The sequence below is a fragment of the Zobellella endophytica genome, assembly GCF_003012775.1.
Lineage (GTDB): Bacteria > Pseudomonadota > Gammaproteobacteria > Enterobacterales > Aeromonadaceae > Oceanimonas > Oceanimonas endophytica.
Genome location: NZ_PXYG01000006.1, coordinates 119,691 through 135,183, shown reverse-complemented (window position 1 = coordinate 135,183; position 15,493 = coordinate 119,691). Strand labels below are relative to the sequence as shown.

The 15,493-nt window shown below is 64.8% G+C and carries 18 protein-coding genes; 11 read left to right on the top strand and 7 right to left on the bottom strand.

Annotation, left to right across the window (positions count from 1 at the left end; genetic code table 11):
• Positions 1–124: 124 nt before the first annotated feature.
• The 3 genes from phnW (at position 125) to C7H85_RS14010 (ending at position 3,237) form a co-directional block, all read left to right on the top strand.
• The gene (gene phnW / locus C7H85_RS14020) at positions 125–1,219 is read left to right on the top strand and encodes a 2-aminoethylphosphonate--pyruvate transaminase (RefSeq protein WP_106730320.1); all 1,095 of its coding nucleotides are present in this window, start codon (positions 125–127) and stop codon (positions 1,217–1,219) included.
• Between the two features lie 14 nt (positions 1,220–1,233).
• Positions 1,234–2,064 carry a phosphonoacetaldehyde hydrolase gene (phnX, locus tag C7H85_RS14015; RefSeq protein ID WP_106730319.1) on the top strand — a complete coding sequence of 277 codons (831 nt, stop codon included), beginning with the start codon at positions 1,234–1,236 and terminating at the stop codon, positions 2,062–2,064.
• 156 nt (positions 2,065–2,220) lie between these two features.
• Entirely contained in the window at positions 2,221–3,237 is a 1,017-nt protein-coding gene (locus C7H85_RS14010; RefSeq protein ID WP_106730318.1) for a putative 2-aminoethylphosphonate ABC transporter substrate-binding protein, read from the top strand.
• 66 nt (positions 3,238–3,303) lie between these two features.
• On the opposite strand, the gene C7H85_RS14005 is transcribed toward C7H85_RS14010, so the two are convergent.
• Positions 3,304–4,680 carry a class II fumarate hydratase gene (locus C7H85_RS14005; protein ID WP_106730317.1) on the bottom strand — a complete coding sequence of 459 codons (1,377 nt, stop codon included), beginning with the start codon at positions 4,678–4,680 and terminating at the stop codon, positions 3,304–3,306.
• Positions 4,681–4,912: 232 nt separating this feature from the next.
• On the bottom strand, positions 4,913–5,290 hold the full coding sequence (locus C7H85_RS14000) for an acetyl-CoA sensor PanZ family protein (RefSeq protein ID WP_106730316.1): 378 nt from the start codon (positions 5,288–5,290) through the stop codon (positions 4,913–4,915).
• 125 nt (positions 5,291–5,415) lie between these two features.
• Here C7H85_RS14000 and C7H85_RS13995 point away from each other — a divergent pair, with 125 nt between their 5' ends.
• Positions 5,416–5,976, top strand: coding sequence for a gamma-glutamylcyclotransferase (locus tag C7H85_RS13995; protein ID WP_106730315.1), 561 nt, complete (start codon positions 5,416–5,418; stop codon positions 5,974–5,976).
• A 50-nt stretch (positions 5,977–6,026) separates the two neighbouring features.
• Entirely contained in the window at positions 6,027–6,278 is a 252-nt protein-coding gene (locus C7H85_RS13990) for a YkgJ family cysteine cluster protein (RefSeq protein ID WP_106730314.1), read from the top strand.
• On the opposite strand, the gene envC is transcribed toward C7H85_RS13990, so the two are convergent.
• Both envC and gpmM read right to left on the bottom strand, forming a co-directional pair.
• Positions 6,264–7,463, bottom strand: a complete 1,200-nt coding sequence (envC, locus tag C7H85_RS13985; protein WP_245879672.1) for a murein hydrolase activator EnvC — start codon at positions 7,461–7,463, stop codon at positions 6,264–6,266. The two genes, C7H85_RS13990 and envC, sit on opposite strands and share 15 nt — an antisense overlap.
• A 37-nt stretch (positions 7,464–7,500) precedes the next feature.
• Positions 7,501–9,033, bottom strand: a complete 1,533-nt coding sequence (gene gpmM, locus C7H85_RS13980) for a 2,3-bisphosphoglycerate-independent phosphoglycerate mutase (protein ID WP_106730312.1) — start codon at positions 9,031–9,033, stop codon at positions 7,501–7,503.
• A 228-nt stretch (positions 9,034–9,261) separates the two neighbouring features.
• Between gpmM and C7H85_RS13975 the strand changes: the two genes are divergently transcribed.
• The 3 genes from C7H85_RS13975 to gpsA are packed head-to-tail and all read left to right on the top strand — an operon-like array spanning position 9,262 to position 11,209.
• Positions 9,262–9,690: a rhodanese-like domain-containing protein gene (locus C7H85_RS13975; protein WP_106730311.1), complete on the top strand. Its 429-nt coding sequence runs from the start codon at positions 9,262–9,264 to the stop codon at positions 9,688–9,690.
• 35 nt (positions 9,691–9,725) lie between these two features.
• Positions 9,726–10,205 carry a protein-export chaperone SecB gene (secB, locus tag C7H85_RS13970; RefSeq protein ID WP_106730310.1) on the top strand — a complete coding sequence of 160 codons (480 nt, stop codon included), beginning with the start codon at positions 9,726–9,728 and terminating at the stop codon, positions 10,203–10,205.
• On the top strand, positions 10,205–11,209 hold the full coding sequence (gene gpsA / locus C7H85_RS13965; protein ID WP_106730309.1) for an NAD(P)H-dependent glycerol-3-phosphate dehydrogenase: 1,005 nt from the start codon (positions 10,205–10,207) through the stop codon (positions 11,207–11,209). Before secB ends, gpsA begins: the two co-directional genes overlap by 1 nt.
• 281 nt (positions 11,210–11,490) lie before the next feature.
• Here the strand turns inward: gpsA and nfuA are convergent, their stop codons facing one another.
• Complete coding sequence (nfuA, locus tag C7H85_RS13960; RefSeq protein ID WP_106730308.1) at positions 11,491–12,069, bottom strand: Fe-S biogenesis protein NfuA; 579 nt, start codon at positions 12,067–12,069, stop codon at positions 11,491–11,493.
• Positions 12,070–12,140: 71 nt separating this feature from the next.
• Entirely contained in the window at positions 12,141–12,836 is a 696-nt protein-coding gene (locus tag C7H85_RS13955) for a ComF family protein (RefSeq protein ID WP_106730307.1), read from the bottom strand.
• A 28-nt stretch (positions 12,837–12,864) separates the two neighbouring features.
• On the opposite strand from C7H85_RS13955, the gene bioH reads away from it, so the two are divergent.
• The gene (bioH, locus tag C7H85_RS13950; protein WP_106730306.1) at positions 12,865–13,644 is read left to right on the top strand and encodes a pimeloyl-ACP methyl ester esterase BioH; all 780 of its coding nucleotides are present in this window, start codon (positions 12,865–12,867) and stop codon (positions 13,642–13,644) included.
• Positions 13,645–13,804: 160 nt separating this feature from the next.
• On the opposite strand, the gene C7H85_RS13945 is transcribed toward bioH, so the two are convergent.
• Entirely contained in the window at positions 13,805–14,221 is a 417-nt protein-coding gene (locus C7H85_RS13945; RefSeq protein WP_106730305.1) for a GFA family protein, read from the bottom strand.
• A 123-nt stretch (positions 14,222–14,344) separates the two neighbouring features.
• On the opposite strand from C7H85_RS13945, the gene C7H85_RS13940 reads away from it, so the two are divergent.
• Both C7H85_RS13940 and C7H85_RS13935 read left to right on the top strand, forming a co-directional pair.
• Positions 14,345–14,662, top strand: a complete 318-nt coding sequence (locus tag C7H85_RS13940) for a hypothetical protein (RefSeq protein ID WP_106730304.1) — start codon at positions 14,345–14,347, stop codon at positions 14,660–14,662.
• Between the two features lie 103 nt (positions 14,663–14,765).
• Positions 14,766–15,482, top strand: coding sequence for a YebC/PmpR family DNA-binding transcriptional regulator (locus C7H85_RS13935; protein WP_106730303.1), 717 nt, complete (start codon positions 14,766–14,768; stop codon positions 15,480–15,482).
• The last annotated feature ends 11 nt before the right edge of the window (positions 15,483–15,493 follow it).

The following is a 15,493-nucleotide window of genomic DNA, read 5'->3' as shown; positions in this document are numbered from 1 at the left end:
TTGCTTGAGGCGATGCACAGGGCTGAGGCAGATGAATTTTTTGTTGCAGTGCGGGGAGGCATCTTGCTCCGTTGCCAGGGGACGACTATCGTGTTGCCAAGTTTGGTATATACCAGGAGTAAACGTGAACAATCCTTACCTGCTGCTGACCCCGGGTCCCCTCTCTACTTCTGCCACGGTGCGGGAAGTCATGATGAAAGACTGGTGCACCTGGGACGACGACTACAACCAGGGCGTGGTGCAGCCCATTCGCCGCCAGCTGGTCCGGCTGGCCACCGCCCGGCCGGGCTATACCAGTGTGCTGATGCAGGGCAGCGGCACCGCCGGAGTGGAATCGGTGCTGGGCTCGGCGATTCCCGCCGAGGGCAAGCTGCTGGTGTTGAGCAACGGCGCCTATGGTCGCCGCATGGGCGACATCGCCCGCTGTCTGGGCCTGAGTCTGGCGACCGTGGACGTGGCCGATACCGAGCCGCTGTCCGCCGAGCTGCTGACCCGGGCGCTGGCGGCGGATCCCGCCATCAGTCATGTCGCCTTTGTGCACTGTGAAACCACCACCGGCATTCTCAACCCCCTGGCCGAGCTGTGCCAGGCAGCCAAGGCGGCGGGCAAGACCCTGATCGTGGACGCCATGAGTTCCTTCGGCGGTGTGCCCATGGACGTGGGCGATCTGGCCATCGACTTTCTGATCTCCAGCGCCAATAAATGCATTCAGGGCGTGCCCGGCTTCTGCTTCATCATTGCGCGGGAAGCGTCCATGCGGCAGTGCGAGGGGCGGGCCCGCTCGGTCAGCCTGGATCTGTTCGACCAGTGGCAGTGCATGGAGCAACAGGGCGGCAAGTGGCGCTTTACCTCGCCGACTCACGTGGTGCGCGCCTTTGCCCAGGCGCTGACCGAGCTGGAGCTGGAAGGGGGCGTGGCCGCCCGCCATCACCGTTACCAAAGCAATCAGCGCGCGCTGGTGGACGGCATGGCGCGGCTGGGCTGTGAGCCCCTGGTGGCACGGGACTGGCAGTCTCCCATCATCACCGTGTTCGCGGCGCCCACCAGCCCGGACTACGACTTCAAGCGTTTCTATATCGGGCTCAAGGAGCAGGGTTACGTGATTTACCCGGGCAAGGTGTCGGCGGTGGACTGTTTCCGCATCGGCACCATAGGCGAAGTGTACCAAGCGGATGTGGCCGGCCTGCTGGCGGCCATCGAGAACGTCATTTACTGGTAATCGAGGACTACACAATGAACTATCGTTTCGAACGTCGTTACACCGGCTCAGTGCAGGCGGTGATCATGGACTGGGCCGGCACTACCGTGGATTTCGGCTCCATGGCCCCGATCCGCGCCTTTCAGCGGCTGTTTGCCGGCGAGGGCATTGAGGTGACCCTGGCCGAGTGCCGCGCCCCCATGGGCAGCGAAAAGCGGGAGCACATTCGCCAGATGCTGGCCATGACCCGCATCGCCGATGCCTGGACCCAGGTTCACGGCGCCGCCGCCAGCGAGGCCGACATCGACCGCCTGTACCAGGACTTTGTGCAGATCCAGATCGAATCCATTCGTGACAGCGCCGAGCTGATCCCGGGCATGGCCGAGGTGGCCCGCGAGCTGACCGGCCGTGGCATTCGGCTGGGTGCCAACACCGGTTACAGCCGCGACATGATCACCGAGCTGGTGCAGCGCGCCGCCGAGCAGGGCTATGCCCCCGAGGTGGTGATCACCGCCAGCGACGTGCGCCGCGGCCGGCCCTGGCCGGAGATGAGCCTGCAGGCGGCCTGTGCCCTGGAAGCGAGCGCCGTGCAGGCCTGCGTCAAGGTAGACGACACCGGCGTGGGCATAGAGGAAGGCCTGAACGCTGGCATGTGGACGGTGGCGCTGGCGGTGTCGGGCAACGAGGTGGGCCTGTCGCTGGCGGACTGGCAGGCGCAAAGCCCGGAGCAACGGCGCCTGCTGCGTGAGCGGGCCCATGGCCGGCTCGCCGCCATCGGCGCCCATTATGTGATCGACACCATCGCCGAGCTGCCGGCGGTGATCGACGACATCAACGCCCGGCTGGCGCGGGGCGAGTGTCCCTGACCTTGGCCCGGACCGGAAGCGCATTCCGGTCCGGAGCCGTCTCCCGGTGCCGCCATCCGCAGCGCCGGGACGTATTTTCATCTTGTTGTCACCCGGCCGTCATCTTCTCCCTCTAGGTTGGGATTTTTCTGGTATATACCAAATGGAGCTAAGACCATGCTGAACAAGACCCCCCTGGCCGTGCTGCTGACTCTGGCCGCCGCCGCCGCCGGCGCCCAGGCCAGGACCGAGCTGACCGTGTACACCGCGCTCGAGCTGGATCAACTGAAGGCCTATCAGGCCGCCTTCGAGCGGGAAAATCCGGACATCGCCATCCGCTGGGTGCGTGATTCCACCGGTATCATCACCGCCCGCCTGCTGGCGGAAAAGGAAAACCCCCAGGCCGACGTGATCTGGGGCCTGGCGGCCACCAGCCTGATGCTGATGGACCAGCACGACATGCTGGCGCCCTATGCCCCGGCCGGTCTGGACCAGTTGTCACCGGAATTTCGCGATCCGCGCGAGACCCCGCGCTGGGTTGGCATGGATGCCTGGCTGGGGGTGATCTGCTACAACACCGTCGAAGCCGAAAAGCACGGCCTGAGCAAGCCCACCAGCTGGCAGGATCTGACCAGGCCCGAATACCGGGGCCACATCGTGATGCCCAACCCGGCCTCCAGCGGCACCGGCTTCCTCGACGTGTCGGCCTGGCTGCAGCAGTTCGGCGAAGAAAAAGGCTGGGCCTACATGGATGCGCTGCACCAGAACATCGTCAACTACAGCCACTCCGGCTCCAAGCCCTGTGTGCAGGCGGCTTCGGGCGAGGCGGCCATCGGTATCTCCATGGCTTACCGGGGCGCCAGGCTCAAGCAGCAGGGCGCGCCCCTGGAGCTGGTGTTCCCCACCGAAGGAGTGGGCTGGGAGATGGAGGCGGCCGCCATCGTCAAGGGCACCGGCAAGGACGCGGCGGCCCGCAAGCTGCTCGACTTCGCTATCAGCCGGGACGCCAACGAGCTGTACAACCAGAGCTTCGCGGTGGTGGGCCTGCCGGGCGTGGCCCAGCCGGTACAGTACTTCCCGGAGCAACCGGCGGCGGTGATGATTGACAACGACTTCGCCTGGGCGGCGGGCCAGCGCGAAGCCATCCTGTCCGAGTGGCAGCGGCGCTACGACGGCAAGAGCGAGGCCCGGTAGAGGCCTTCTCCGCAAGATGACCCCGCCAGGGCCCGGTGTTCGCCGGGCCCTGGCCGTTTGGATCCTTTAGTCCTGCCGGTTGCCCCTGGTCAGCGCCGCCGGGTCCAGCAGTTGGCGCAGCTCCGCTTCCGACAGACCGCTGTGCTCCAGCGCCACCTCCAGTATGGGCCTGCCTTCGGCGTAGGCCTTTTTCGCAATCTCGGCGGCCTTGGCGTAGCCGATCACCGGGTTGAGGGCGGTCACCAGTATGGGGTTTCTGGCCAGGCTCTGGTCGATATGGTCCTGGTTGACGGTAAAGCCGGCGATGGTGTCGGCCAGCAGGGGCGCGCTGTTGGCCAGCAGCCGGATCATGGTGAGCAGGTTGTTGGCCACCAGCGGCAGCATGACGTTGAGCTGGAAGTTGCCCGACTGACCCGCCACCGTGATGGCGGTGTCCAGCCCGATCACCTGGGCGGCGACCATGGCCACCGCCTCGGGGATCACCGGGTTGACCTTGCCGGGCATGATGGAGGAGCCGGGCTGCAGCGCCGGCAGCTGGATTTCGGCCAGGCCGGTGAGCGGGCCCGAGTTCATCCAACGCAGGTCGTTGGCGATCTTCATCAGCGCCACCGCCAGGGTCTTGAGCTGGCCCGACAGCTCCACCGCCGTGTCCTGGCTGCTCAGGCTGTAGAAGTAGTCGTCCGCCGGGCAGAAGTCGAGGCCGGTATGGCGGTTGAGGTAGTCGCAGGCCAGCTCGGCCTGGCGTGGATCGGCGTTGATACCGGTGCCGATGGCGGTGCCGCCCAGGGCCAGTTGCTGCAACCGGCTCTGCAGCCCTTCCAGCCGTTCCCGGCCGTGGCGTACCTGGGTGGCCCAGCCGCCCAGCTCCTGGTCGAAGCGCAGGGGCATGGCGTCCATCAGGTGGGTGCGGCCGGTCTTCACCTGATCCTGCAACTGCTCGGCCTTGGTGAGGATGGCCTGCTCCAGCCGGAGCAGGGCGGGCAGCAGTTCACGGCTGAGACCGAGGGCGGCGCTGACATGGATGGCGGAGGGGATGACGTCGTTGGAGCTCTGCCCCATGTTGACGTCGTCATTGGCGGCCACGTCCCGGCCCAGGCTGGCGCTGGCCAGATGGGCCAGCACCTCGTTGACGTTCATGTTGGTGCTGGTGCCGGAGCCGGTCTGATAGACGTCGATGGGAAAGGCGTGCGTATGGCGGCCGGCGAGGATCTCTTCGGCGGCCTTGATGATGGCGTCGGCCTTGTCCTGCTCCAGCCGATTCAACTGGCCGTTGGCATGGGCGCAGGCCGCCTTGATCTTGGCCAGGGCCCGGACAAAGGCCCTGGGCATGGGCTGGCCGGAGATGGGGAAGTTATTGATGGCGCGCTGGGTCTGGGCGCCGTAGAGGGCATCGGCGGGCACCTGGATGTCGCCCATGGAGTCCCGTTCGGTTCTCATCTTCATTACCCTTTCCTTCTGTTGTTGGCCTGGGGCGGCAGTTGCAGGTGGCGCCTTTCATTGAGTACACGTCGGCCAAAGTGACCACTCCACCGACACGCCATAAACCCGTCCATGGGGGCGCGGACATGCCATTCCTGGCATGTCACGGTCGGTGGAGTGACGCCCTCTGACCTCCTTGGGGAATGGGCATTGTGTCCCCATGGAGCTAGCCTAATGCCGCGACTACCACCGGATTTTAGTCATACAGGCAACAGCTTAGCACCCCGTCCCGGGGCCGGAAGCCCTGGCCCTGCAAAAAGGCGGCAAGGCCGTCCCGTTCCCCGTCCTGCGCCTGCGCCGGATCGCAGTCGAGCCGGGTCAGGCCCGCCGCCTTGGCATCCAGCTTTATCTGGCGCAGCAGCTCCCGGCCTATGCCCCGGCGGCGGGTCAGGTCGCGCACCGCGAAGAAATCGAGCCGCTCGTCCCGGCGCCAGGCCAGGGCCACCGCCCGGTCGTTGAAGGTGGCGAGGTAGCACTCCGCCTGTTCGGGCAGCGGCGTGCCCTGCAAAATCAGGCCGGCATGATGGCGGTGTTGTTCGGGGATCCGGGAAAGATGGTGTACGGTCAGGCGCATGGCTGGCCTCCTTTGCCTAAAAGCGGCAGTTTATCACGGGCCCCGGTGGTCATGGCGGGCGTCGACAACTTGTGCGCGGCGCGGCATCATATCGGCTGGCAATCTGAGCGAGGCCCCGCCGCCCCATGAGCATCGACACCACGGCCCTGAACCGTACCATGACCCACTTCGACCGGCACCACAGCCTCTGGCTGTTCGGTTACGGCTCGCTGATCTGGAAGGCCGACTTTCCGTTCATCGAACGCCGCCCGGCCTGGATCACCGGCTGGGCGCGGCGCTTCTGGCAGGGCTCCCACGATCACCGGGGCACGCCCGAGGCACCCGGGCGGGTGGCGACCCTGGTGCGGGAGTCGGGGGCGATCTGTCACGGCATGGCCTATCGCATCGCGCCGGCTACCCTGGCCCAGCTCGATGCGCGGGAGAAAAACGGGTATCTGCGCGAACGGGTGCCGGTGTATTTCACCGCCACCGAGCACGACGAAGGGCTGATTTACCTGGCCACCGCCGACAACGCCGCCTTTCTGGGCGCCGCCCCGCTGGCGGTGATGGCGGCGCAAATCGCCGGCGCCCACGGCCCCAGCGGCAGCAACCGGGACTACCTGCTCAACCTGGCCGAAGCGCTGGCGCAGCAGGGCGCGGCGGATGAGCATGTGTCGGCGCTGGCGGCGCTGCTGCAGCCAGCCTGATCCGGGCGACGCCAGGAGGTATACTGGCCGGCCAAGTTGCGAGGTGTTTCATGGAATGTCGAAGTGGTTGCGGTGCCTGTTGTATCGCCCCCAGTATCAGCGGTCCCATCCCCGGCATGCCGGACGGCAAGCCGGCTGGGGAACCCTGTGTTCATCTGCTGGCGGACATGCGTTGCGGCCTGTTCGGCCGGCCGGAGCGGCCGGCGGTGTGCGCGCGCTTCAAGGCGGCAGAGGACGTGTGCGGCGGCAGCCGGCGCGAAGCGCTCTGGCTGATTGACGAGCTGGAGTCAGCGACGCGCTAGCCAGGGCAGGGGATCGATGGCCTGGCCCTGGTAGCGAATTTCAAAGTAGAGGCCGGACCTGTCCTGGCCGCCGCTTTCACCACTGAGGGCGATGGCCTGGCCGGCGCCGACCTTGTCACCCGGCCCCTGCAGCAGCGACTGGTTATGGCCGTAGAGGCTCATGTAGCCCTTGCCGTGATCGATCACCATCACCATGCCGAAGCCGTTGAGCCAGTCAGCATAGACCACCTGGCCGTTGGCCACGGCTTTCACTTCCTGCCCGACGCCGGCGCCGATCAGCAATCCTTTCCAGCTCAGCTGGCTGGTGCGGGCGGCACCGAAGCGGTGGATCAGCTGGCCCCTGAGCGGCCAGGGCAGGGTCCCCTTGGCCAGGCCGCCGAAGTTGCCGCTGGGTTTGGCCACCACCGGCGTCCTGCCGGAGCCGTCCTGCTGCCGGGCGGTGCGGCGTTCCCGCTCCAGTTGTTCCCGCTCCGCTTTTTCCCGTGCCGCCTGTTCGCGGGCGGCCTTTTCCTGGGCGGCCTTGATCTGCTGCTCCAGGTGGCTGGCGGCCTGTTGCAGGCTGGCCAGCTTCTGGTTGCCCTGGGCCAGGTTGGCGTTGAGCTTGTTGGCGGTTTCGTTGCGTCTGGCCTGCTGCGCTTCGAGTTGCTGCTGTTCTTCCTGCTGGCGGGCCAGCAGCTGATTGAGCCGGTTGCGGCTCTGTTCGGCCTGGCGCCGGTTGTCGGCCAGTTGCTCGCGGGTGCGGGCGAGCCCGGAGAGGGCGTCGGCCCTGGCCTGGTTCAGGTGGCCGTAGTAATGCAGCAGCCGATCGATATCGCTGCTGTCCTGGCCGTTGAGCAGCAATTTGAGGTAATCGTGGCGGCCGTTCTGGTAGGCGGCCCGGAGTTGTTCCGCCAGCAGCCGTTGCTGCTGCTCGGCCTGTTTGCCCAGGGCCTGGTGTTCCTGATCCAGCCTGGCGAGACCGGTTTCGTTTTCTTTCAGCTGCTGCCGGGTCTGGTTCAGCTCCCGGGCCTGGGCGGAGATGGCCTTCTCATCCTTGGCGAGTTGCTGTTGCAGGGCTTGCAACTGCTGCTGCTGCTGTTGCAGATCTTGTTTCTGGCTGGCGATCTGCCCCTGGACGTTCTTGAGCTCCTTGCTGTCATCCGCCCATGCGAAAGCACCGGCCATCAGGCCGGTGCTCAGCAACATTGAAACAATCAGTCTGTGCAAGCCCATAGGGCCCTGATTATTTCAGAACCATCAGAGGCTTGCCAGTCATTTGCTCGGGGATTTGCATGCCCATCAGGGTCAGCATGGTCGGCGCCAGATCCGACAGCTTGCCGCCCTCCACCGGGGTGGCGTCGCGGCCGACGTAGATCAGCGGCACCGGCAGGTTGGTGTGGGCGGTGTGGATCTCGCCGGTCTCGGGGTTGACCATCTGCTCGGCGTTGCCGTGATCGGCGGTGATCAGGCATTCGCCACCCACCTCTTCCAGCGCCGCGACCACCCGGCCGATGGAGTTGTCCACCGCTTCACAGGCCTTGACCGCCGCCTCGAACACCCCGGTGTGACCGACCATGTCGCCGTTGGGATAGTTGCAGATGATGACGTCGAATTCCCGGCTTTCGATGGCCTCGACCAGCTTGTCGGTGAGCTGCTCGGAGTTCATCTCAGGCTGCAGGTCGTAGGTGGCGACCTTGGGGCTCGGGATAAGCGTGCGCTTCTCGCCGGTGAAGCAGTCCTCGATGCCGCCGTTGAAGAAGAAGGTGACGTGGGCGTACTTCTCGGTTTCGGAGATCCGCAGCTGGGTCTTGTCGTGCTTGGCCAGCCATTCACCCAAGGTGTTTTCCAGCTGCTCGGGCGGGTAGGCACAGCTGGTGTGGATGTCGGCGGCGTACTCGGTGAGCATCACGAAGTCGCTCAAGGCCGGACGGGCGTCGCGCTCGAAGCCGGTGAAGTCGTCTTCCACGAAGGCGCGGGTGATTTCCCGGGCACGGTCGGCGCGGAAGTTCATAAAGATGACGGCGTCACCGTCCTGCATGGCGACCGGCTCGCCCACGGTGGTGGCCTTGACGAACTCGTCGTTCTCTTCCCGGGCATAGGCGGCCTGCAGGGCTTCCACCCCGGAGCCATACCGGAACTCGGCCTTGCCCTGGGTCAGCAGGTCGTAGGCGCTCTGCACCCGATCCCAGCGGTTGTCGCGGTCCATGGCGAAGTAGCGGCCGACGAGGGAGGCCAGGCGGCCCTTGCCCAACTCGGCGAACAGGGCGTCGAAACGCTCGATGGACGCCTGGGCGGAGCGGGGGGCCACGTCACGGCCGTCGAGGAAGGCATGTAAGTAAATTTCATCGGCACCGCGCTCGGCGGCCAGTTTGACCATGGCCGCGATCTGCTCTTCGTGGCTGTGCACGCCGCCCGGTGACAGCAGGCCCATGATGTGCACCGCCCGGCCCCTGGCCTTGGCGCCGTCCACCGCCTTGGTCAGGGCCGGGTTGGTGAAGAAGTCGCCGTCGACGATGGCCTTGTCGATGCGGGTCAGATCCTGGTAGACGATGCGGCCGGCGCCAATGTTGACGTGGCCTACCTCGGAGTTGCCCATCTGGCCGTCGGGCAGGCCGACGTCGTGGCCGGAGGTGGAAATCAGCACCGAGGGACGGGTCTTCATCAGGTTGTCGAGCACCGGGGTGTTGGCGCTGTGAATGGCGTTGTGTTCGGTCTTTTCACTGTAGCCCCAGCCGTCGAGGATGATGAGTACCAGGGGTTTTTTGGTCGAGTTCATAGTGATAACCCTATGTTGTTATTTGAAAACAGAAGTTAAGAAAAATGAAACTATCGTCATATTACTACAATTGCCGATTTCGTCGCCAGCCGTGGCCCGGGGGTATTTCCGATGGCCGTCTCAGGCGGCGCCTATCGATGGACCGGATTAGGGCCGGGCTGCTGTTATTTACCGATGCCCCATGTATACTCGGGCTTTTCCGCATTTTGATCCGAAAGAAGTAACATCATGCAAGAGTACCTCGATTTTGCCGCCAATCATCCCTTGCTGACCATGGTCTGGCTGGGCCTGGCTTCGGCGGTGGTGTACATGACCATCATGTCCAAGCTGACCAAGGTGAAGGTAGTGGCCGCCCAGCAGGCGGTGCTGCTGATCAACAAGCAGGATGCCGCCGTGGTGGATATTCGCTCGGCAGAAGAGTTCCGCAAGGGCCATATCGCCGGCGCCATTAACCTGCCCAACACCCAGCTCAAGGCCAACAACCTGAACCTGATCGAAAAATACCAGGAAAAGCCCCTGGTGCTGGTATGTGAAACCGGCATGAGCACCAGTGGTGCCGGCCGGATGCTGAGCAAGGCAGGCTTCAAGCAGGTTTATGCCCTGCGCGGCGGCATGGCAGACTGGCGCAGCCAGAACCTGCCGGTGACCAAACGTTAATCTCTTTCAACCGTACATTTTATAAGGATATCCTCATGGCTGAAGTAGCAAACGGTGCCAACGAGCAGGCGCAGCAACAGGTAGAATTCCAGATCCAGCGCGTTTACGTAAAAGACATTTCCTTCGAAACGCCCGGTACCCCGCTGGTGTTCCAGAAAGAGTGGAAGCCGGACGTCAAGCTGGACCTGGATACCAAGAGTGCCCGCCTGGGTGACAACGTGTTCGAGGTGGTGCTGACCCTCACCGTCACCTGCAAGCTGGGCGAAGACGACGTCGCCTTCCTGTGCGAAGTGCAGCAGGCCGGCGTGTTCACCATCGGCAACATGGCCGAGCCGCAACTGGCCCACTGCCTGGGCTCCTTCTGTCCCAACATCCTGTTCCCCTATGCCCGGGAAACCGTGGCCAGCCTGGTGAGCAAGGGCTCCTTCCCGCAGCTGAACCTGGCGCCGGTGAACTTCGACGCCCTGTTTGCCGCTCATGTGCAGCGCGCCCAGCAACAGCAGGCGGATACCTGATGACCCAGGATGCCGCCATCTCGGTTCTGGGTGCCGGCTCCTATGGTACGGCCCTGGCCATCGCCCTGGCGCGCAATGGCCATCGCACCCTGTTGTGGAGCCACAGGCCCGAACAGGTGGCGACCCTGGCCGCCGAGCGTTGCAACAAGGTCTTTCTGCCCGACGCGGTCTTTCCCGACAGCCTGATCCCCGAGGCCAGCCTGGAGCGGGTGGTCAAGGCCAGCCGCGACCTGCTGCTGGTGGTGCCGAGTCACGTGTTTGCCGATGTGCTGAAACAGCTCAAGCCGTTTCTGCGCAAGGACAGCCGCCTCGCCTGGGCCACCAAGGGCCTGGATCCGGCCTCCGGCCAGCTGCTGCAGCAGGTGGCGCGGGAAATATTGGGTGAACGGATCCCGCTGGCGGTGCTGTCCGGCCCCACCTTCGCCAAGGAGCTGGCGATGGGCCTGCCCACCGCCATTTCCCTGGCCTCGACCGATGCAAAATTCGCCAAGGAGCTGGCGGATCTGCTGCACTGCGGCCGCTCCTTCCGGGTCTATCTCAATGACGACATGGTGGGGCTGCAACTGGGCGGGGCGGTGAAGAACGTGATCGCCATCGGTGCCGGCCTGGCCGACGGCCTGGGCTTTGGCGCCAACGCCCGCACCGCGCTGATCACCCGCGGCCTGGTGGAGCTGCAGCGTCTGGGGGTGGCCCTGGGCGCCGAGCAGGAGACCTTTATGGGCATGGCGGGGCTGGGGGATCTGGTGCTGACCTGCACCGACAACCAGTCGCGCAACCGCCGTTTCGGCCTGGCCCTGGGCCAGGGCAAGAGCGTGGACACCGCCATGGCCGAAATCGGCCAGGTGGTGGAGGGTTACCGCAACGCCGCCGAGGTGCATCAACTGGCTGGCCGCCATCGGGTGGAAATGCCCATCTGCGAGCAGGTCTACCAGGTGCTCTATGAGGGGAAGAACGCCAAGGAGGCAGCCCTGGCCCTGCTGAGCCGGGATCGCAAGGCGGAGTGACGCCGCTTGGGCCGGAAGCTTGAAGCTTGATGCTGGAAGAGGGCATTGGGGGAAAATTAAGGCCAGTTCTGCCTTTTTCGGTTCGGTGACAAACCTCCAAACTGATTCCAACCGGTCACGTCGATGCTAAAACAGGCGGACAACGCGAGCCTACATGGATGTACTTGCGGCGGGTCGGCGGAGTTGGCCCTTTGGCCGGTCTTTCCGAGATCATCAGGCCTTATCGACAAACAAAAGGGGAGCCATCGAGGCTCCCCTTTGTATTGATTGCGGCCGGTGGCTCAGTAGTAGGAATGCTCGCCGCGCTCGTGTTCGGTGGCATCGCGCACCCCGGTCAGTTCGCCCGGGAACAGCTCGAGCAGCTGCTTCTCGATACCTTCCTTCAGGGTGACGTCGACCATGGAGCAACCGTTGCAGCCGCCGCCGAACTGCAGTATGGCCAGGCCATTCGGGGTGATTTCGGTCAGCACCACCTTGCCGCCATGGCTGGCCAGGCCGGGGTTGATCTGGGATTGCAGCACGTACTCGACCCGATCGGCCAGGGGAGCGTCTTCCGGCACCTTGGCCATCTTGGCGTTGGGCGCCTTCAGGGTCAGCTGGGAGCCCATCTGGTCGCTGACAAAGTCGATTTCGGCCGCCTCCAGGAAAGGCACGCTCTGCTGATCGACGACCGCCTCGAAGCCCTCGAACGGCAGGTGCAGATCGTCATGATCCACCGCATCCGGGGGGCAGTAGGAGACACCGCATTCGGCATTGGGCGTGCCCGGGTTGACCACAAACACCCGGATATTGGTGCCTTCCGGCTGCTGCGATAAAAGCTTGCGGAAATGGCCCTGGGCTGTCTCGGAAATCGTAATCATCGCTATCCTCGTAAACCTGACTAAACAACTCAACTTTTATCATACTCTTGTTGCCTGCGCTTGAATAGTTGTCAGTGTTCAAGAGTCCGGCAGGGCGCCCATACTTCCACCGACTCCACCCCCTGTCGGTGCAACAGGTGGGTCAGTTCGGCCATGGTGGTGCCGGTGGTGATCACGTCATCCAGCAGCGCCACGTGGCGGTAGTCCCGCGGGCGGGCCACAAAGGCCCGGTGCAGGTTCAGCCGCCGTTGGCGGCGGCTGAGACGGGTCTGGGACGCGGTCATCCGGACGCGTTGCAAGGCCCCCGGGTCGACCGTAATGCCGAGCACCTGCTGTACCCCGCGGGCTATCTCTTCCGCCTGGTTGTAACCCCGGCGCAGTTTCCGCCACCAATGCAGCGGCACCGGCAGTATCACCTCGGGCAGGGGCGGGCTGACCGCCGCCGCCAGCAACTGGCCGAGCAGGCGGCCGTGGAGCGGCTTGCGGTGGTATTTCAGCTGGTGGATCAGGTCGCTGTAGGGCGGGGCAAAGTCGGCGAGTACCTGCATGCGCTGCCAGGGCGGTGGCCGCCGCTGGCACTGGCCGCAGTGTGCGTCCTCCACCGCCAGCGGAAAGCCGCACCGGGTACAGGGGCGTGCCAACTGGGGCAATTCGTCCCGGCACTGGCGACAGATCAGCGTTTGCTGCTCGCAATCGTGCCGGCATAGCAGGCACTGGCCCCACCAGAGCGGGCTCGATTGTAAGCAGGCGGCGAGGCGCTTTATCATGGGGCGCTGTCGATAAAAGGGATATCTGATGAGTTTATACGTAGAACGGCGCGGCCGGGGGCCGGATCTGGTGCTGCTGCACGGCTGGGGCATGAACGGTGCCGTCTGGCGGGAACTGGCCTCGCTGCTGGAGGCGGATTTCAGCCTGCACCTGGTGGATCTGCCCGGCTTCGGCCACAGCGGCGCACTGCCACGGGAGGCCGGCCTGGAAGACTGGACCCGGGCGGTGTTGCGGGTGATGCCGCCGCGGGCGGCGCTGCTGGGCTGGTCCCTGGGCGGGCTGATCGCCACCCATGCCGCCCTGCTGGCGCCGGCCCGGGTCGAGGCCCTGATCACCCTCGCCAGCTCGCCCAGGTTTGTCGCCGATGTCGACTGGCCCGGCATCAAGCCGGGGGTGCTGGCGGAATTCCAGCGCCAGCTGGCGGAGGATCACCAGCAGGTGGTGAACCGTTTCCTGGCGTTGCAGGCGATGGGCAGCGAACACGCGAGAGAGGATATCCGCCGCCTGCGCGACAGCCTGAGCCGCAAGCCGGGGCCCGACGCCGGGGCCCTGGCCGCCGGCCTGGCCCTGCTGGGCGACAGCGATCTGCGCCCCCTGCTGGGATCGCTGCGGGTGCCCATGCTGCGGCTTTACGGCCGGCTCGATGGCCTGGTGCCGAAGAAGGCCGTGGCCCTGGTGGATGCCCTGGCACCGCACAGCCAGAGCCATATCGAGCCCAAGGCGTCCCATGCGCCCTTTATTTCACACCCGCTGCCGACGGTGGAGCGGATCCGGGCCTTCCTGCTATCTCTTGAGCACCAGTCCTGACGCAGGAAAGCCATGGTGCCGGCAGGCGACACCGGAGCCTTGGGGAGGACGAAGGGCACGACTCCGCCGACCTTCTGTTTCAGGGATGAAACAGAGAGCGTACAGGGAGGTATTTATAGCGTGTCGGCGGAGTCGTGCCCTTTGGCCGACGGCCCACGCCTCAGTCGTCATGGGTGTCGGGTCCTGCATCGGCATGGCGGGGCAGCCGATCCGCGGTATCGAACCAGCCGATGCGGCTCTGCCGCCAGATATGATACTGGGGCGCCACTGTTGTGGGGTCGTCGAGGCTGGCCAGGGTCACGTCGACCGTCTTAGCGTCCCGACAACGGCGGAAGGCGATCTGGGTGCCGCAATGGGCGCAGAATTCCCGCTGATAGCGCCGGCTGGAATGGAAGCTGGCCGGGACCGCGCCCTGGTAGGCGAAGCCGTCGGCGGCGACCGTCAGCCAGGCCAGTACCGGCGCCCCGCTCGCGCGCTGGCAGAGCCGGCAGTGGCAGTAGCCGGCATCGATCGGGGGCCGGGTGATGCGATAACGTACCCTGCCGCACAGGCAACCGCCTTCCAGCTGCTTTTGCATCGTTTCTCTCCTTCGCTGGTCCGCCGGGCGCGATAAAAAATGCCGCACCGGCGGCGGACAGGCGGTCAAAATGGCCAAGGATGTTCATAATATAACCGAGCATTCCCGGCTCTGGAGGTCATTATGGCAATACCGGTGATCCTGCCCAACATCGCGCCCAACCTGGCCCAGCCGACGACGGAAGCGGCCCAGGCCGATAATCTCCGCCGCCCGGCCATACCGGTGATCAAGGCGGTGCAGCCCTACGTGGCCATCCGCAAGCGGGACAGGGAGCGGGACAGGAACCGGCGTGAGGCCGCGTTCGAAGCCTGGCTGGGCATGCACAACGGGGTGTGCTGGGTCGGGGCCAACACTGCCATGAGCCGCCGGATGCAGGTGATTGCCAGGCGCTACCGGCAGCCGGGCGAAGCGGCCGGCGGCGGGCTGGATATCGAAGCCTGAGCCTGATCGTCGGGTTCAGCCGCCGAAAGGGCGGCCAATAATAGATTTGCCGCATGTCTGTGTGTAAAATTCGCGCTCTTCCGATGATCAACAGGACAATAACATGGGCAGAGCCTATCAAAACCGCAAAGAATCCATCGCCAAAACGGCGAATGCCAAGAGCAAGGTCTACAGCAAATACGGTCGCGAGATCTACGTGGTCGCCAAGTCCGGTGGCGCAGATCCTGACGGCAACCTGTCTTTGCGCGGCCTGATCGAACGCGCCAAGAAAGACCAGGTGCCGGCTCATGTTGTTGAAAAAGCGCTGGAAAAGGCCAAAGGCGGCGCCGGTGAGGACTTCTCACCCGCCCGTTACGAAGGTTTTGGCCCGGGCAACTGCATGGTGATCGTGGACTGCCTGACCGACAACCCCAACAGGACCATCGGCGATGTGCGCCAGTGTTTCAACCGGGTCAAGGCCAAGCTGGGCACCTCCGGCACCGTCAGCCACATGTTCGATCACTGCGCCATCCTGGCGTTCGAGGGCGACGACGAAGACGCCGTGCTGGAGGCCCTGATGACGGCCGATGTGGACGTGACCGACATCGAGAACGAAGACGGCCGGATCACCGTGTTCGCACCCCACACCGAGTATTTCAAGGCCAAGCAGGCGCTGACCGAAGCCTTCGAGGGCATCGACTTCGAGGTGGACGCCATCCAGTTCGTGCCCCAGACCACGACCCCTGTCAGCGGCGACGACGTGGCCCAGTTGGAGAAGTTCCTCGACATGCTCAACGACGTGGACGATGTGCAGAGCGTCTATCATAACGCCGAGTTCTAACGCCGGCGTAC

Excerpts from the sequence above, each read along its gene's own strand:
- phnX (WP_106730319.1), top strand. The coding sequence starts at position 1,234 with ATGAACTATCGTTTCGAACGTCGTTACACCGGCTCAGTGCAGGCGGTG.
- C7H85_RS14010 (WP_106730318.1), top strand. The coding sequence starts at position 2,221 with ATGCTGAACAAGACCCCCCTGGCCGTGCTGCTGACTCTGGCCGCCGCC.
- C7H85_RS14005 (WP_106730317.1), bottom strand. The coding sequence starts at position 4,680 with ATGAAGATGAGAACCGAACGGGACTCCATGGGCGACATCCAGGTGCCC.
- C7H85_RS14000 (WP_106730316.1), bottom strand. The coding sequence starts at position 5,290 with ATGCGCCTGACCGTACACCATCTTTCCCGGATCCCCGAACAACACCGC.
- C7H85_RS13995 (WP_106730315.1), top strand. The coding sequence starts at position 5,416 with ATGAGCATCGACACCACGGCCCTGAACCGTACCATGACCCACTTCGAC.
- C7H85_RS13990 (WP_106730314.1), top strand. The coding sequence starts at position 6,027 with ATGGAATGTCGAAGTGGTTGCGGTGCCTGTTGTATCGCCCCCAGTATC.
- envC (WP_245879672.1), bottom strand. The coding sequence starts at position 7,463 with ATGTTGCTGAGCACCGGCCTGATGGCCGGTGCTTTCGCATGGGCGGAT.
- gpmM (WP_106730312.1), bottom strand. The coding sequence starts at position 9,033 with ATGAACTCGACCAAAAAACCCCTGGTACTCATCATCCTCGACGGCTGG.
- C7H85_RS13975 (WP_106730311.1), top strand. The coding sequence starts at position 9,262 with ATGCAAGAGTACCTCGATTTTGCCGCCAATCATCCCTTGCTGACCATG.
- secB (WP_106730310.1), top strand. The coding sequence starts at position 9,726 with ATGGCTGAAGTAGCAAACGGTGCCAACGAGCAGGCGCAGCAACAGGTA.
- gpsA (WP_106730309.1), top strand. The coding sequence starts at position 10,205 with ATGACCCAGGATGCCGCCATCTCGGTTCTGGGTGCCGGCTCCTATGGT.
- nfuA (WP_106730308.1), bottom strand. The coding sequence starts at position 12,069 with ATGATTACGATTTCCGAGACAGCCCAGGGCCATTTCCGCAAGCTTTTA.
- C7H85_RS13955 (WP_106730307.1), bottom strand. The coding sequence starts at position 12,836 with ATGATAAAGCGCCTCGCCGCCTGCTTACAATCGAGCCCGCTCTGGTGG.
- bioH (WP_106730306.1), top strand. The coding sequence starts at position 12,865 with ATGAGTTTATACGTAGAACGGCGCGGCCGGGGGCCGGATCTGGTGCTG.
- C7H85_RS13945 (WP_106730305.1), bottom strand. The coding sequence starts at position 14,221 with ATGCAAAAGCAGCTGGAAGGCGGTTGCCTGTGCGGCAGGGTACGTTAT.
- C7H85_RS13940 (WP_106730304.1), top strand. The coding sequence starts at position 14,345 with ATGGCAATACCGGTGATCCTGCCCAACATCGCGCCCAACCTGGCCCAG.
- C7H85_RS13935 (WP_106730303.1), top strand. The coding sequence starts at position 14,766 with ATGGGCAGAGCCTATCAAAACCGCAAAGAATCCATCGCCAAAACGGCG.